The 15,229-nt window shown below is 68.9% G+C and carries 12 protein-coding genes; 4 read left to right on the top strand and 8 right to left on the bottom strand.

What is annotated here, in order from left to right; genetic code table 11:
- From HNV26_RS23445 to HNV26_RS23435, 3 genes are all read left to right on the top strand, one after another.
- Positions 1-1,195, top strand: a 1,195-nt coding sequence (locus tag HNV26_RS23445; protein WP_253816946.1) for a class I SAM-dependent rRNA methyltransferase, incomplete at its 5' end; no start/stop codon positions are given.
- A 10-nt stretch (positions 1,196-1,205) separates the two neighbouring features.
- Entirely contained in the window at positions 1,206-1,694 is a 489-nt protein-coding gene (locus tag HNV26_RS23440; RefSeq protein WP_171444068.1) for a YkgJ family cysteine cluster protein, read from the top strand.
- A gap of 214 nt (positions 1,695-1,908) precedes the next feature.
- Complete coding sequence (locus HNV26_RS23435) at positions 1,909-3,024, top strand: glycerate kinase (RefSeq protein ID WP_171444067.1); 1,116 nt, start codon at positions 1,909-1,911, stop codon at positions 3,022-3,024.
- 9 nt (positions 3,025-3,033) lie between these two features.
- Here HNV26_RS23435 and HNV26_RS23430 read toward each other — a convergent pair whose 3' ends face one another.
- From HNV26_RS23430 to HNV26_RS23410, 5 genes are all read right to left on the bottom strand, one after another.
- A complete protein-coding gene (locus tag HNV26_RS23430; RefSeq protein WP_171444066.1) occupies positions 3,034-4,182 on the bottom strand; it encodes a hypothetical protein in 1,149 nt (382 codons plus the stop codon).
- An 11-nt stretch (positions 4,183-4,193) separates the two neighbouring features.
- Complete coding sequence (locus HNV26_RS23425; RefSeq protein ID WP_171444065.1) at positions 4,194-6,203, bottom strand: amidohydrolase family protein; 2,010 nt, start codon at positions 6,201-6,203, stop codon at positions 4,194-4,196.
- A 48-nt stretch (positions 6,204-6,251) separates the two neighbouring features.
- Positions 6,252-8,753: a type VI secretion system Vgr family protein gene (locus tag HNV26_RS23420; protein ID WP_171444064.1), complete on the bottom strand. Its 2,502-nt coding sequence runs from the start codon at positions 8,751-8,753 to the stop codon at positions 6,252-6,254.
- A gap of 104 nt (positions 8,754-8,857) precedes the next feature.
- Positions 8,858-9,829 (bottom strand): cysteine hydrolase family protein, encoded by a 972-nt coding sequence (locus HNV26_RS23415; RefSeq protein ID WP_171444063.1) that lies wholly within the window; start codon positions 9,827-9,829, stop codon positions 8,858-8,860.
- A gap of 7 nt (positions 9,830-9,836) precedes the next feature.
- A complete protein-coding gene (locus HNV26_RS23410) occupies positions 9,837-11,282 on the bottom strand; it encodes a nicotinate phosphoribosyltransferase (RefSeq protein WP_171444062.1) in 1,446 nt (481 codons plus the stop codon).
- A 113-nt stretch (positions 11,283-11,395) separates the two neighbouring features.
- Here HNV26_RS23410 and HNV26_RS23405 point away from each other — a divergent pair, with 113 nt between their 5' ends.
- The gene (locus HNV26_RS23405; RefSeq protein ID WP_171444061.1) at positions 11,396-12,739 is read left to right on the top strand and encodes an energy transducer TonB family protein; all 1,344 of its coding nucleotides are present in this window, start codon (positions 11,396-11,398) and stop codon (positions 12,737-12,739) included.
- Positions 12,740-12,745: 6 nt separating this feature from the next.
- Here the strand turns inward: HNV26_RS23405 and HNV26_RS23400 are convergent, their stop codons facing one another.
- Genes HNV26_RS23400 through epmA form a run of 3 tightly spaced genes read right to left on the bottom strand, consistent with a single transcriptional unit; the run spans position 12,746 to position 15,218 of the window.
- Positions 12,746-13,483 (bottom strand): inorganic pyrophosphatase, encoded by a 738-nt coding sequence (locus HNV26_RS23400; RefSeq protein ID WP_171444060.1) that lies wholly within the window; start codon positions 13,481-13,483, stop codon positions 12,746-12,748.
- Positions 13,480-14,217 carry a lysophospholipid acyltransferase family protein gene (locus HNV26_RS23395; protein WP_171444059.1) on the bottom strand — a complete coding sequence of 246 codons (738 nt, stop codon included), beginning with the start codon at positions 14,215-14,217 and terminating at the stop codon, positions 13,480-13,482. The genes HNV26_RS23400 and HNV26_RS23395 overlap by 4 nt, the downstream gene beginning before the upstream one ends.
- Positions 14,214-15,218: an EF-P lysine aminoacylase EpmA gene (gene epmA, locus HNV26_RS23390; RefSeq protein ID WP_090490170.1), complete on the bottom strand. Its 1,005-nt coding sequence runs from the start codon at positions 15,216-15,218 to the stop codon at positions 14,214-14,216. The genes HNV26_RS23395 and epmA overlap by 4 nt, the downstream gene beginning before the upstream one ends.
- Positions 15,219-15,229 lie beyond the last annotated feature (11 nt).

Raw genomic sequence — 15,229 nt, 5'->3', positions numbered from 1 at the left:
GGACCGCACCTCGCCCGAGCTGGGCCCGGACGGCCTCCCCCAGGTGTCGCTGCTGCGCCGCGGCGTGGAGCGCTGGCAGGGCGGCCACCCGTGGATCTACCGCGCGGACCTGAATGGCGACCCCGGGCTGCCCGGCGGCGAGGTGGTGCGCGTGACGGACACCCGGGGGTGGTTCCTGGGCAAGGCCTTCTATTCGAAGCACTCGAAGATTTCCCTGCGCTGGCTCTCCTTCGACGACGTCGCGGTGGACGCGGACTTCTTCCGGGAGCGGCTCCTGGCCGCGGACCGGCTGCGCCAGCTCGCGCTCCCGGGGGAGAAGACGTACCGCCTGGTGCATGGCGAGGCGGACGGGTTGCCCGGACTCGTGGTGGACCGCTACGGCGACTTCCTCAGCGTGCAGTTCCTGGTCCCCGCCATGGAGCAGCGCAAGGCGCTCATCGCCGACCTGCTCCAGGCGCAGTTCAATCCGCGCGGCATCATCAACCGCTCCGACGTGGGCGTCCGCAACCTGGAGGGCCTCACCCCGGAGAAGGGCGTGCTGCGCGGCGAACATCCCGGCCCGGTGTCCTTCGACGAGGGCCTCGTGAAGATGCGCGCGGACCTGCTGGAGGGCCAGAAGACGGGCGCCTTCCTGGACCAGCGCGAGAATCACGTCATGGCCGCGCACTACGCCCACGGCGAGGCGCTGGACTGCTTCTCCTATGTCGGCGGCTTCGCGCTCCAGCTCGCCACGCGGGCCAGGCACGTCACGGCGATTGAAATCTCCGAAGCGGCCTCGGCGCAGCTTCGGGAGAACGCCGCGGCCAACAAGCTGGACAACCTGGACGTGGTGGTGGCCAACGCCTTCGACTTCCTCCGCGACGCGGTGGACGAGGGCAAGCGCTTCGACACCATCGTCCTGGACCCGCCGTCCTTCGCGAAGAACAAGGACGCCATCCCCGCCGCGGTGCGCGGGTACAAGGAAATCAACCTCCGCGCCCTGCAGCTGTTGCGGCCCGGCGGCATCCTCATCACCGCCAGCTGCACGTACCACGTGGACGAGCAGGCCTTCGAGGACATGCTCGCCTCCGCCGCCGCGGATGCCCGCCGCCGCGTGCAAATCATCGAGCGCCGTGGCGCAGGCCGGGACCACCCCGTGCTGCTCAACCTGCGTGAGACGCGCTACCTGAAGTGCTTCGTGCTCCGGGTGCTCTGAGGACTCGCCCATGCGGACGCGGGACTGGGACGACGAGGCGGACGACGCGCCCCTGGGTGGCACCCGCGAAAGGGAGCGCGCGCTGAAGGAAGTGCGCGCCGTCTACCGCCAGGCGGACGCGGCCTACGCCCCCTACTCCTGCCCGGCCAGCGGCGAGTGCTGCCAGCTGGCCATCACGAAGCGCCAGCCCTGGCTGTGGCAGCCCGAATGGGAGCTGCTGTCCCGAGGGCGCCCGCTGCCGCCACCTCGCGCGGACGGCGGCTGTCCCTACCTGGACGCCACGGGCCTGCGCTGCTCGGTGTACGCGGACCGGCCCTTCGGCTGCCGGACCTTCTTCTGCCAGCGCATCCAAGGCCCCTCACGCCAACCCGCGGAGACGGTGGCCAGCCTGCTGGAGCGGCTGGAGCGTGTGTCTCAGCGCGTGGCCCCTTCACTGAAGGCTCCGCGCCCTTTGCTGGAATGGCATGCGGAGGACTGGCACGCGGCGACGAAAGCTTGAATTACCAATTTTCAATTCAAGTCTTTGCAGGAATTCGCGGCGCCAACGTCCGGTTGATACACAGAAGTGATGAAACACGCATCACCCCAGGAGTGGGAATGACGCTGGGAGTGGTATGCCAGGGGTGGGGACTCTCGCAGGTAAAGGACGCGGTACAGGTCCCCTGGCCTTCTGGAGTTCCCTGGACACCTCAGAAAGCGCCAAGCCCTTCACCGTGATTTCTCCTCGCTGGCTCGTCGCACCGCAAGAATTCAAGGGAACGCTGTCCGCCGCGGAAGCAGCTGAGGCCATGGCCCGCGGCCTCCGTGAGTCCTCGCCGGAAGTGGTGTTGGACGTGGCGCCGCTCGCGGATGGCGGGCCTGGGACGGTGGAAGCGCTGCTGACGGGCCTGCGCGGCGAGCGTCGTCAGCAGGTGGTGCGTGGACCGCTGGGCGCGCCCGTGGAAGCACACTGGGCCCTGGTGGAGGACGGACGCACGGCGGTGGTGGAGATGGCCTCCGCGTCCGGCCTGTCGCTGCTGGCGCCCGAGGCTCGCGATGCGCTGAAGGCATCCACGTATGGCACCGGCGAGCTGATGCACGCGGCGCTGGAGTCGGGCTGCGAACGCCTCATCGTCTGCCTGGGTGGCAGCGCCACCACGGACGCGGGCACCGGGGCGCTCAGCGCCCTGGGCTTCCGCTTCCTGGACGCGCGAGGACAGCCTCTTCCCCCGGGAGGCGCGGCGCTGGCCCAGCTCGCCCGCGTGGACGCGAGTGGCCGTCATCCCCGACTGGGCGCCGTGGAGCTGCTGGGGGCCACGGATGTCACCTCGCCCCTGCTGGGGCCGGACGGCGCCGCGCGGCTCTTCGGTCCGCAGAAGGGCGCGGACGAGGCCGGCGTGGAAGCACTGGAGGCGGCGTTGGCACACGCGGCAATGGTGCTGGGAGATACGTCCGCGGGCTGGCCCGGCGCGGGAGCGGCGGGAGGCTTCGGCTTTGGCCTGCTGGCCCTCGCTGGCGCGCGACTGGTGCCCGGCTACGAGCTGGTGTCACGCGCGCTGGGTCTGGAGCGGCGCGTGTTGATGGCGGACGTGGTGCTCACCGGAGAGGGCCGCTTCGACCGGCAGACGGCGCTGGGCAAGGGCCCGGGCGGCATCGCGCGGCTGGCCCGCGAGCACAGCACGCCGGTGGTGCTCTTCGCCGGCCAGGTGCAGCGGGATGAAGGCCTGCCGCTGGACCTCTTCCACGAGGTGGTGGAGCTGAGCGCCCACGCCCAGCCGGGCGAAACGGCCTCGAAGGTGCTGTGCGAAGCCGCCGCGCGCTGGGCGGCCCAGCGCCTCAAGGGACGCTGAGCCCCACCGTCACTTCCCGTCTGGCCTGGGCGACGCGGGAGGCTTCGCCGGTGCCGCCGTGCCCGCCAGCTTCCAGTGAGCCAGCGCGTCCTTCGTCCCGTCATACATGACGAGCGAAGGCGCCCCGCCCGTCCACAGCAGCGCCGCGCCCTTCTCCGGGACAGCGCCCAGTGACAGGGGCGGCTTGAAGGCCGCGCCGACCTGCTGCACGTAGAGCTGTGGGTCGCGGCCCGCGCTGTTCAGGACGCGGTAGTAGAGCCAGTCACCCTCGGGCGACAGCGGGCCCAGCGTCACCGACTCCCCGGAGGCATGGCGCGCCAGCCGCACCGTCACCGCGGGCGCGCCTTCCCACGACACGCGCCAGATGCCAGGGTCCTCGGGCTTCTCCTTCCCCTCCTCCCGCTTCGGCGTCACGTCACGGCCCAGGGCCACGAGCGCCACTGGCAACGAGGGATGCAAACGCAGCGACTGCAACGTGAGGCCATCCACCGCCAGCTTCCGCAGCGCCAGCGCCAGCGGGTGCTCCGGCTGGGGTTTGGCCAGGTCGGGCCCGTAGAGCTCCAACGGTACGCCGGGCTTCTGCACCGCGACCAACCCCGCCCCCGCGTCCCACTTCACCGCGCCGACGACGGAGCCGAGCTCCATCGAGCCCAGCTTCACGCGCTTTTCCCCCTCCAGTCGCCACGTGCGCAGCCGGAAGTCGATGCGGGACTTGCGGGCGTAATTCGAGGTGTCCTCCAGCTCCACCGCCAACACCTGCGGCGTGTGGGAGACCCAGGCGCCGCGGCTGGCCACCTCTTCCAGGCGCCCGACCATGGACCACGTCTTGGCAAGCTGCCACTTGAGGTCGTAGAGCACCAGCCGCCGCGTCTGGAGGTACGCCAGGTGCGTGGGTGACGGCGGCAGCATCGCGTGCAGCTCGCCCCCGGACACCTGCTCCAGGTACTCGTCGTCTACCTCGACGCGGCGTAGTTCGGGGCCGGTCAGCTCCAGCCGCCAGAGCTTGTCGTCCAGCGTGAGCACCGCCACCGAATCCGGAACCGGCGCCGGAAACACGAGCGCCACCTGGTTCCAGGGGAACGGCGAGGGATGGCGCACGGGCGCCGCGGCCGCGGGCAGCCCGGGCGTCAGCAGGAAGGGGTCCTTGTTGGGCTCCATGGGCGGGGCTCCTACTTCGCCTTCGTCGTCGAGGTGAACAACATGGGTCCGCTGGCCAGGCCGCCCGCCTTGTCAATCTGTTCCAGCGGGTGCTGCAACCGCATCAGCGTCGTGAAGTTGTCCTCGAGCTTGTCCACCGCGTCGCCCGTCACGTTGAGGTTTGTTTGAAGCTTCTTGAGGCCCTCCTTCATCTTCGGGGCGACCTCCATCATGCGGTAGAAGCGCATGGGATTGACGATGGCGAACTGGGTGAAGAGGTTCACCTGCGTCGGCAGCTCCTTCTGGATGAACTCCAGCCCTCGGATGGTGCGGCTGTACCAGGCCGCGTACGCCACGGGCTCGGCGGTGATCATGTACCAGTCGGTGCCGAACATGATCTTCTTCAGCATCCAGGGGCTGGACTTGAGGATTTCAGCCAGCAGCTTCCACTTCTGCTTCTCCATCAGGTCCAGATAGGAGATGTCCGTGTAGAAGTTGGGGAACGCGTTGCACAGCTCGACGATGGAGCCAATCCAGCTCTTGTCATACTGGACCTTCTGGCTGTCCTGCTTGACGGCGAGCCCCTTGCGGAAGTCCCAGAAGGTGCCGTCGCTGGCGAAGTGCGCCAGGCACAAGCGCAGCTTCGGGTTGTCATTGAGCACCGGGCGCCACGCTTCCGGGTGCACGTAGTTCTCGTAGAAGTAGCGCATCCGGCCCGGGTTCAGCAGCTTCTCCTTGGCCTCGATGGCGTCCTCCACGCCATTGCGCGCGCGGCGGAGCACGAGCGGGATGTGGCTCTTCCAGCTCCCCTCCAGCTCCGTCACGTAGTCGCGCGCCTTGGTGATGTTCGCGTCCGCGGTGGCGATGGCGTCCTTCGAGGGCCAGTACTTCGGGTCGTTGCGGATGGCCTCGTCCGGCTCATGGTCCAGGTAGAAGCGCCGCTCGTGCGTGTAGAAGCCCGACGGCGTGCAGTGGGTCATCAGCGGGATGTCGTTCGACGCGCACTCGGAGAAGAACCAGCTCAGGATGTCCTTCACCGGCGCATGGCGCTCCTTGGGCATGTAGCCCTGGGGCGTGTACATCTTGAAGCCGATGTATGGCGCCGCCTTGGAGGCCGTCACCACCATCTCGAAGGGGAGCGTCTTGTCCTCGTCCTTGATGTAGCGGCGCGGCTCGAAGTGATACATCGGCAGCAGCCGGAAGGGATGCTCCGCCGCCACCTTCTCGGTGTGCATGAGCTGCCGGTTCCACGTCTCGTGGAGATCCACCTCGTCTGACTTCGCGACAATCGTCTCGCCTGGGTCGTCGGACGTCGTGCGCCAGCGGTAGGTGATGCCGGGCCCGGACTCCGTCTCCTCTTCGCTGTAGATGGCGTCCCCCTGGTAGCCAGCCAGGTGGCAGTAGTCCATGTCCATGGTGAGGACGATGGACATGCCCAGGTAGGAAGCGCTGGCCTCCGCGTGGCCCTGCGTGGACGCATAGGCGCGCAGGGGCGCGGGGATGGTGTACTCCTCCACGTTGCCCATCCCATCCGAGGTGTATCCCGTCCGGTCCTGGGCAAGGCTGTCATTGGAGCGCACGGCCTCTTCGCCAATGCGGTGCGTGTCGCGGTGGGACACATCACCGATGTCGGGCGCGAACGGGATTTTCGCCGCCCAGAAGCCCAGGCGGTTGATTTTGGTGCGGCTGGTGCCCGTGCCGATGAGGAAGCCCAGGCCCTTGTCCTTCATCATCTGCACCAGCGCGGGCATGGGCGTGCAGTTGCCGCTCATGATGTGCATGTGCGCGTCGAAGTGGACGGGCGGCAGCGTGAGCGGCGTTCCCGGCGTGGCGATGAGGTTCTGCGGCCCTCCGGCGGACACCTGGTTCTCTGGCAGGTCCGGGATGATGACCCGGTCATCCGCCTTCACTTCATTGGCGCCGCGCGTGGCGCGCAGGCCCCCGTTGTCCGGATGCTCGTAGATGAGCTTCCATTCCTTGAACCCGTACTTCTGCGCGATTGAGTCGGGGGAGTCCCCGTCCTTGACGACGTACGTTTCCATCGCTGGCCTATCCGAAATGGCGCGTGTGCCCGCGCGGGCGGGTACGGCTCAGGAACCCTTGTTGATGCGGCCTGACATCTCCGGGAAGACGACGCGGTAGTCGCCGGGCGGAACCTTCTCCACCACGCCCTTCCCGCTCCCGTCCACGCGGCCCTTCTTGATGCTGCCGTCGGGCATGTGCAGTTCGAAGGGCTGGTCCTTGATGGGCTTGCCGTCCATGCCCTTGAGGTTGAACTCGACGTTGACGGGGTCCGGGTCCTTGAAGTGCTCCAGCTCCTTCGCCTTGCGCGAGTCGCTCTTGAGCGAACCCGCCGCCTCCATCTTCACCTTGCCGCCCTTGATCTTCACTTCCTTGCCGTCGACGGTGAGCGTCTTGAGGGCGAAGGTCACCTTGCCGGACTTCTCCATCTTCAGGATGAGGTTGTCACCGACGAGCAGCGAGAAGGTGTCTGCCTTCAGCTCGAACTTCTTGGCCAGGCCCGCCATGTCCTCGGTGATGTAGAGGCTGGTCGTCTTCCCGATGTCCTCTTCCCAGTCCTTGCCGATGGTCAGTGTGAGCTGGCCCTTGGTGCGCAAGTCCCAGTCCATGCCGACGTCCACCGTCTTGTCCTTGCCGACCGTCTCCTGCCGCGAGCCCAGCACGTGCTCGGTGTGCGCGGCGGCGACCTGGAGGCCGCGCGCGCCGCCGGTGGCCTCGTTGTAGGCCAGCGCCACGTTGACGCTGTAGGCGCCGCCAATGGTGGTGGCCTTCGCCGCCCCCACGTTCTCCATGGCGCCCTGGAGCACCAGCGCGGTGAGGTTGCCGCCCACCGTCATCGTCTGGTTGCCCTCCACTTCCTCGTCGTGGGACAGAGTCGTCCGGGTGGAGCGGTTGCCCTGCACCACCAACGTCTGGTTCTGCTCGACGACGCCCACGTCGTCCAGGCCCACGCGCAGCTCCTGGTTGCCCTCCACCGTGCGCTTGCGGTCCTTCTTCACCAGCAGGTCCTCGAAGCCCGTCACCTGCTGGTCCTTGTCGTTCTCCGTGAGCAGCTCTTCGTCCTTCTGCGCGTGGGTGAAGACCTCCTCCTGGCCCGCCGCGTCCTCGACGCGGACCTCGTTGAAGCCGTCGCTGCCCAGGCTGGACGCGCTCTTGCGCGTAGACTTCGTCTTCTCCCCCGGCAGGCCATACGGCACCGTGTTGGTGCCGTTGTAGACGGCGCCCGCCACCAGCGGCCGGTCCGGGTCGCCTTCCAGGAAGCGCACCACCACCTCCTGGCCGATGCGCGGCAGCCACACGTCACCCCAGGCCGGGCCGCCCCACGGCTGGCCCACGCGCACCCAGCACGACGACCTCTCGTCGCGCTTGCCCTCGCGGTCCCAGTGGAACTGCACCTTGATGCGCCCGTGCTCGTCGGTGTGAATCTCCTCGCCCGCGGGGCCCACCACCGTGGCCGTCTGCGGACCCGCCAGCTGCGGCAGGGGCGTCAGGCGCCGGGGCCGGAAGGGCACGGCCTTGGGCAGCAGCTGGTACTGGTTGCGGTACAGGCCCTGAATCGCCTCGCTGCCCGCGCTGACGTCCGGCTGCGTGCCCGAATGCACCACCTCCGTCACCAGGTACTCGCCCGCGAAGGTGCCATCCTCCGGGGACTGCACCTCCAGCAGGTACCCGGGCGTCAGGCGCGGCGCCACGCCCTGCCCCATCAGCGTGCGCCCGCCCATGCTGGCCGCTTCCGTGCGCACGTTCGTCGCCGCCTTGCCCACGCCCGGCGCCACGTAGCCCGCCGGATAGTCGTAGAGCTCCAGCTCCGTGACTCCTTCGGGCGCCTGCGCCTTGCCGGAGATGTCCAGGCCTGGCTTCTCGAAGTCGAAGTCCTTCAGGTGCACGGCGCCGGGACGCAGCCGGTGCACCACCTCCAGCGCGGAGAGGTACTCACCCGCCACGACCTCCTTGCCCAGGCTGGGACGCAGCGGGAGCTGCTGGCCCTGCGGCAGGGGCGCGTGCGCGCTGGGCTTGTCCCCCAGCACCAGGGTGTGCCCGTCCTCCGTGTGCTCGAAGAAGTAGAAGATGCCTTCCCACTCCATGAGGCGGCTGAGGAAGGCGAAGTCGCTCTCCCGGTACTGCACGCAGTACTCGCGGGGGGCGTAGCTGCCGGACAGGGCCAGCCGCGTCTTCACGCCCGCCGCGTCCAGGACCTCCTTGAGGATGTCCGGCACGGACTTCTGCTGGAAGATGCGGCTGCGGTGGTGCTGGGTGAGCCGCCACAGCCGGGGCACCACGTGCGCCCGGTAGCGGCGGCGGCCCGTCTTCATGCCCAGCGATTCCACCTCGCGGACCCAGCCGTGCACGTAGCGGGGCGCGCTGTCGCGGATGGAGAGGGTCAGCAGCGCGTCCTGCTCCAGCAACTCGCTGGTGGCGATGGGGTCGCCATCCTTGGCGAAGAAATCCACCCGGAAGTCGAACAGGTGGCTCAACGCCTCGGTGCCCGAAATGCTCGAGACACTCAGCGCATCCGCGCCGTGTGAGCCGACCTGCACCGTGAACGCAGGCGGATTGAATTGAGCGGCCATGACTCCCCCTTCACCGACGCGGAGGTCCCCAGCCTCGCCGGGAACGAACGGGAGATTCTACCACACGCTGGGTACGTGGGCGCACTCGCCCGGAATGCCGCCGGCTACCCTTCCAGCGGGTCCGAGGTCCGGACCACCCGCATTCCCGCCGCCTGGAAGTCCCGGAGGGCCTCCTTCGCCAACCGGGGGAAGTCCAACGAGGCGGGCAGCGGCTCCAGGGGGGGCGCCGGCACCGGGCTCATGGCGTCCTCCAGGATGTGGATGCGGCCCATCTTCGACGGGTCCGTCCGCTCGATGTGACGCCGCAGGTCCAGCAGCGTGTTCAGCACGCAGTGGGAGCTGGCCTGGCCGAACACGTAGACGCGGTCGAAGGACATCAGGCGCTCGAAGAGGCGCGTGTTGAAGGCCCCGACCTGCTGCCCCTTCAGCTCCGTCACCTCGGGTGAGAGCACGGAGTAGTTCTCCGTGAGCGGGTGCTCCCCCTTCAGCTCGAAGTGCGTGGGTACGTCGCGCACCAGGGCGTGGAAGAGGCTCGCCTCGAAGACGGACGGAACCAGCGCGTGGCTCAGGCCACCCAGCATCGCGTGGAAGGGCCAGACGGTGAGCACGTACCGGCCGCTGGCCTCCAGTTGTTCGCAGTAGGCCAGACTCTCCTCGTGGAAGCGCGTGGCCCGCCAGCGGCCGGAGCGAACATCCGCCGCGGTGATGGCCGTCAATGGCGGCGGCGGCCGGCCTTCCGCGTCCCGCCACCAGGACGGATGGAACACGTGGTACGCGTGGTGGGTGTCCAGCGAGAACACCAGCTCCGTCACCCGGTCCAGGTTCGCGTAGAGCCAGCGCAGCGCGCGCTGGGTGTCCTCCACCGCGCCGGGCACGAAGAGGCTGGCGCCCGGCGTGCAGAAGGCCACCTGCACGTCGATGCCGAACGCGGCGATGCGCGTCGCGTCCTCACGCGCGGGGCGGATGCGGTGCTCCGCCACGTAGCGGAGGGCCTCCTCGGTCACCTCCGCGCCACGCTCCAGGTAGAGCTGGCTGACGCGGGCGTCCTCGTGAAAGCGGGGAATGGGCAAGGGCATGTCGGCCTCAGCGGTGCTGCTGGGGGAAGTGACGGCGGTGCAGCGCATCCACCAGCGCCTGCGTCGCGGCGGTGTAGGCGACACGCGCCTCGGCCGCCGTCTCCTGCGCGCCCACCAGTGATGGGGTTTCCGGCGCGCTCTCCATGAGCGGGAAGTAGCCGTCCGGGACGGGCTCGCCCACCTGGCCAACCAGTCCAATGGGCCCCGAGCCATGGCGGCGGCGGAAGAGGACGGGCTCGCCGGGGATGCTCTTCTTGCCCTCGGCCAGCTCGTTGCCGAACTTCATCACCGGCGTGTTGCCCGTGCGAGACAGCTTGTAGATGGCGGCCACCTTGTCCCGGGTGAGCGGGCAGTCCATGGTCCGCGCGATGATGTGGCCGCCGTAGCCGTAGAACTGGGCCGACGGCTCCCAGCCCACCTGCCGCCGCAGCTCCTCGAACTCCCGCGTGGCCTCCGCGTCCAGTCCGTCCTCCAGGATGTTGACGGGCCGAATCCCCAGGTCCCGCGCCCGCGTCACCGCGTAGAGGTACTGGAGCTTCTTGTTGCCGGAGTCGAAGCGGATGGAGTCATTGTTGCCGGGCTCCTCCTGGATGAGCTGGAAGGCTGCGGGGATTCCGGACGTGAGCGTGTCGAAGGTGTCCAGCAGGTAGCTGGAGCGCTGCGGCCGGCGCTCGCGCATGGCCCGGAACGCGGCCTCATCCGAGCCATAGCGCTGGATGTGCTCGTGCCCCATGGTGCCCACGGGGACCATTCCCAGCTTCGCCGCCCCGTCCACGTTGGAGGTGCGCGTGACGCCCGCGTCCTTGCAGCTTCGCAGCGCCACCTCGTGCTGCTCCAGACAGGTGGCCGCGCGCAGGCCCACCTCGAAGATGCGGGACGGGTCCTCGACGATGTCCACCAGCTCCTTGACGGTGGCGAAGACGCGCCTGGCGTAGCCCTCCGTGTCCACGGTGATGGGCACCGCCTTCACGCCCACCGAGTCGAGCGTCTCCAGCGCGATGGCCTTCTGCGCATCGCACGTCACGGTGGCCAGCGCGCGGGCCAGCGCGTCCCGGTCCGACAGCGCCAGGGTGGCGACCTGGATGCGGAAGTTGAGCTGGAGCAGCAGCGGCTCCACCCAGGACACCAGGGCGGACGGCCCTGTCAGCGTGAGGATGGGCTCGCGCGGATAGAAGAGCGCGCCCTTGGGGATGGCGCGGATGCTGAGTTTCTCACGGCGGAGGATGGCCGCCTTGAACCCCACGCCCATCTCATAGTCGTACCGGCTGAGGTAGTCGTAGTCCTCCGGCCTGGGCTCCGGAATGAGCGACTGGACGAAGGCCGCCACGTCGAGCGGCATCACCTGGAGACCACCCCGCCGGTGTGAGTAGTAGAACGTTTCCCGACGAAGCGGCCAGCCGGCCTCCGCCATGCTGAACTTGTAGCCATCCGTCGCGAGCAGCGAGGTCGACATCCTGGGGTCCTTCCTCCGATGCCGCGAAGAGTAAACGCGTCAGGGTTGCGTTTCCTATCCTCCCCTCGCGGATTCCCAGGGCATGACGTGAAAGCGGGGTTAGATGGAGGCGCATGCCTCGGGAGCCCACCAGACGCCTGCTGCCAGCGCTCGCCGCCAGCCTGGGCGTGCATGGGCTCTTGTGGCTGACCCTGGAGCGCGAGGAGCCGGTCGCGAGGCCCCCTCCGGCGGCCCCGCCGCCTGCCCTGGAATGGGTCGATGTGGAGGTGGCGGGGCCCCGTGTATCGCGGGACACGCAGATGCCGGACGAGCGTCAGGGCGCCGGCTCAGCCCAGCCGGTGCCGCCAAGCCGTTCGGACAGCGCCCATGCGCCCCCTGCGCCCCGCACGGCTGCGAAGCCCCGGGCTCCCTCGAGGCAGGCTGCGCCGGAGCGCGACGCCGCGCACGCCCAAGCGGAGTCCCGGTCCGAGCGCCACACGGCCCCCGCCCACGCGAGCGCCCAGAGCGCCCACGACACGCAAGTCGCCCAAGCGGACGCGCGGCCTGAACGTCACGTGGAGGCCCTGGACTCGGCTCCGGCGCGCTCCCGTTTCGCGGACGCGCCCCTGGCGGGGACGCCCCCCACGGACGTGCCCCGCGCGGAGCCCGGCGCCAACGCCGTCTCGGGCTCGAGGCTGTTGCTCGCGGCCCGTCAGGTCACCGCGCTTTCAGGAACGCATCGCGATGTGGCGGCGGAGCTCGACGGCGGCGTGGACCCGCATGCGCCTCCTTCAGCCCAGGGCCTGGTGGAAGAGCTGGTATCCGAAAGCGTGGGCCGAGGCCGGGTGGAACGTGGGTTGGTGCACCCGTATTACGGCCAGCTCGGCAAGGCGTTGATGAAGGCGTGGGACGCTGACCGCTCCGTGAAGGAGCACGGCCTCCAGGGCTACTTCGACATGGGCATGGAGCGCGGCCGTGCGTACTCGCGCATCTGGGCGGAGCGCGCGGCGGACTACGGCGCGTCGGGCTCGTTCGCCGCGAAGAACGGCCCGGGCGAGGACCGGCGCAGGCCGCTCAGCACCGCCGGAGACCCCACGCTCAATGCCCGCCGCGAGATGCGCCAGCAGATGCGTCAGGAGTTCCGCACCACGCGCCGTGCCCTCCTCCGCGTCGTCCAGGACGCGAAGGGCCAGCTCGTGGACGTGCACCTTCTGGAACCCAGCCATCAGCCCGAGGTCGACAAGGAGGCCCTCGAGGACGTGCGGGCCATGGCGGAGAAGCTGCCCCCGCCGCCGGACGAGGCAGTCGGCGGACGCTCGCGGCTCACCAGCGTCTGGGAGTTCGAGCTGCTCATCTCCATCAGCCCGCCCATCCCCACCTTCAGCTTCGAGTTCGACGAAGCGCTCGGCTTCATCGACACCCGCCTGCCGCTGGACCGCCGCATCTACAAGCGCGTGCGACTGGTCGAGGTCCGCTGAGCCGGCTCAGGACGCGCGCGACTTGCGCGCCGCCTTCGTCTTGGCCTTCGCGGGCTTGGCGATCTTCGCCTCCACCGCCGCGACACGCTTACCGACAGCGCGCGCCTTCGTGGTGACCTGCGGGCCGTAGATGCGCTCGTAGTCCTTCATGCTGCGCTTGATGACCTCGAGCGCCTCCGGCTGATCGTAGACCTCCGCGATCTCCACGCTGCGCTTCCCCTCACCGGGAATCTGCTTGTAGGTGAGGAAGTAGTGCTTGAGGCGGTCGAGCAGCGCGCGCGGAAGCTGCGCGAGGTGCTGCAGCTCGCCGTACACCAGGTCGGACTCCAGCACCGCGATGATCTTGTCGTCGGCCTCGTCGCCGTCGACCATGCGGAAGCCGCCAATGGGAATCGCGCGCACCAGCAGGTTGCCGCTGGAGATGACCTTCTCCGTCAGCACGCAGATGTCGATGGGGTCGCCGTCGCCCTTGATGTCCTTCAGGCCCGTGCGCTCGGCGCAGCGCTTCGCCACCAGCTCGTCGCAGTACGTCTGCGGGATGAAGCCGTAGAGCGTGGGGCACTGGCTGCTGAAGCGCTGCGGACGGTCCAGCTTGAGGATGCCGGACTCCTTGTCCAGCTCGTACTTCACCGCGTCCGTGGGGACGATTTCGATGTACGCGGTGACGATTTCGGGGGCGTCCTCACCCGGGGTGATGCCGTGCCACGGGTGCGCCTGGGATGTGGTCTGGATTGGCTTCTTCATGGAATGTCTCCCGAGCGCTTGCAGGCCTCGGCATAGAGTTCTGCGACCGCGTCCTCCAACTGGCGCGTGAGCGCGTCGCGGTCCTGCATCGTCAGTCCCTGGGTGGGGATGGGCTTTCCCACCACCAGCGCCACGCGCTGTCCCCACTGCACGGCCCGGCCCCCCTTGGGAAGAATGAGGCGCGTCCCTGACACGGCCAGGGGCACCACTGGAACGCCCGCCTGGATGGCCAGCGTCGCGGCGCCCTTCTTGAACGGCCGCAGCCGCCCATCCGTGCTGCGCGTGCCTTCCGCGAAGAAGAGCACGCTCACCCGTTCCCGCAGCGCCGTGACGGCTTCCGACAAGCGGGCCCTGTCTCCCCCACCACCGGTGCGCTCCACCGGGATGTTGCCCGCGCGGCGGAGCGCGGGCCCGAAGACGGGGATGCGGAACAGCTCCGCCTTCGCCACGTAACGCGTGTGCTTGCGGATGTGGGCGAAGTTCACCAGCGCGTCGTAGTGCGACTGGTGGTTGCTCACGAAGACGACGTGGGTGTCGGCGGGGACGTTCTCGACGCCCACCGCCTCATGCCGAACCCCCGCGGACGCCAGCAGCGAGCGCGCCCACAGCACCAGCACGCCGTCCGCGTCCTTGGCGTCGCGCAGCGACAGCGCCGACACCACGGGAGACAGCACACCGGTGATGCCCACCGCCGCCGTTCCAGCAAAGGCCGTCTGCAGGAGCTTCCGAATCAAACGAACTCGTGGGCGGGGAAAAGGAGCACGTCCGAGATGCGCTGGACCCCGAGCAGCAGCATCAGGATTCTATCGAGCCCGACGGCGATGCCCGCCGAGGGTGGCATTCGCCCTACCGCGTCAAGGAACCGCTCGTCCAGAGGATACACGGCCCGGCCCAATTGGCGCCTGAGCTCCTGTTCTTCTGTCAATCGTGCCCGCTGTTCCACGGGGTCCGTCAGCTCGGAAAACCCGTTCGCCAGCTCCAAACCCTTGGCGTACAACTCCACCCGCTCCGCCACCGCCGCGTCACCGGGCTTCAGCCGGGACAGCGCCGCCATGGACGCCGGGTACTCCATGAGGAAGGTGGGCCGCTCGTGGCCCAAGCCGGTCTCCACCTTCTGGAGGAAGAGGTGGAAGAAGACGTCGTCGAACGTCTCCGCGTTCCCGGTGCGCACCCCGGCCGCCTCCGCCGCCCGCTTCAATGACGGGCCGTCCGAATGCTGGCGGATGTCCACGCCGGTGGCGCGCAGCACCGCGTCACGCACCGTCAACCGCTCGTAGGGAGTGCGTGTGAAGAAGAGCGGGTCCGCCCCGGGCTCCCCTTCCGTCGCGCCGCGGCCCGCCTCCGCCAGCGCCCCTTCCAGGTCATCCATGATGGCGTGGTAGTCCGCGTGAGGCCGGTAGAACTCCAGCATCGTGAATTCCGGATTGTGGGTCGGGGACACCTCCCCATTCCGGAACACCTTGCACAGCTGGAACAACGGCCCGGCCCCGTCCGCGAGCAGCCGCTTCATGGCGTACTCGGGGCTGGAGTGCAGGTAGAGCGTCCGCGCGGAGCCCACATCGGTCTCCGGGATGAAGCCGGCCTCGAACGCGTTGATGTGCGGCTCCATCCCCGGAGCGGGGACGAGCAGCGGCGTCTCCACCTCCAGGTAGCCGTGGGCGGCGAAGAAACGTCGCAGGGCGGAGTAGAGGGACTGGCGTCCCCGGGCGGCCCGCCATTGAGAAAGATTGGGCATGGGCTGCGCGC

This window comes from Myxococcus xanthus (assembly GCF_013116825.1).
GTDB classification, from domain to species: Bacteria; Myxococcota; Myxococcia; order Myxococcales; family Myxococcaceae; genus Myxococcus; species Myxococcus xanthus_B.
The sequence above is the reverse complement of the archived record's forward strand: the minus strand, read 5'-3'. Positions and strand labels throughout refer to the sequence as shown.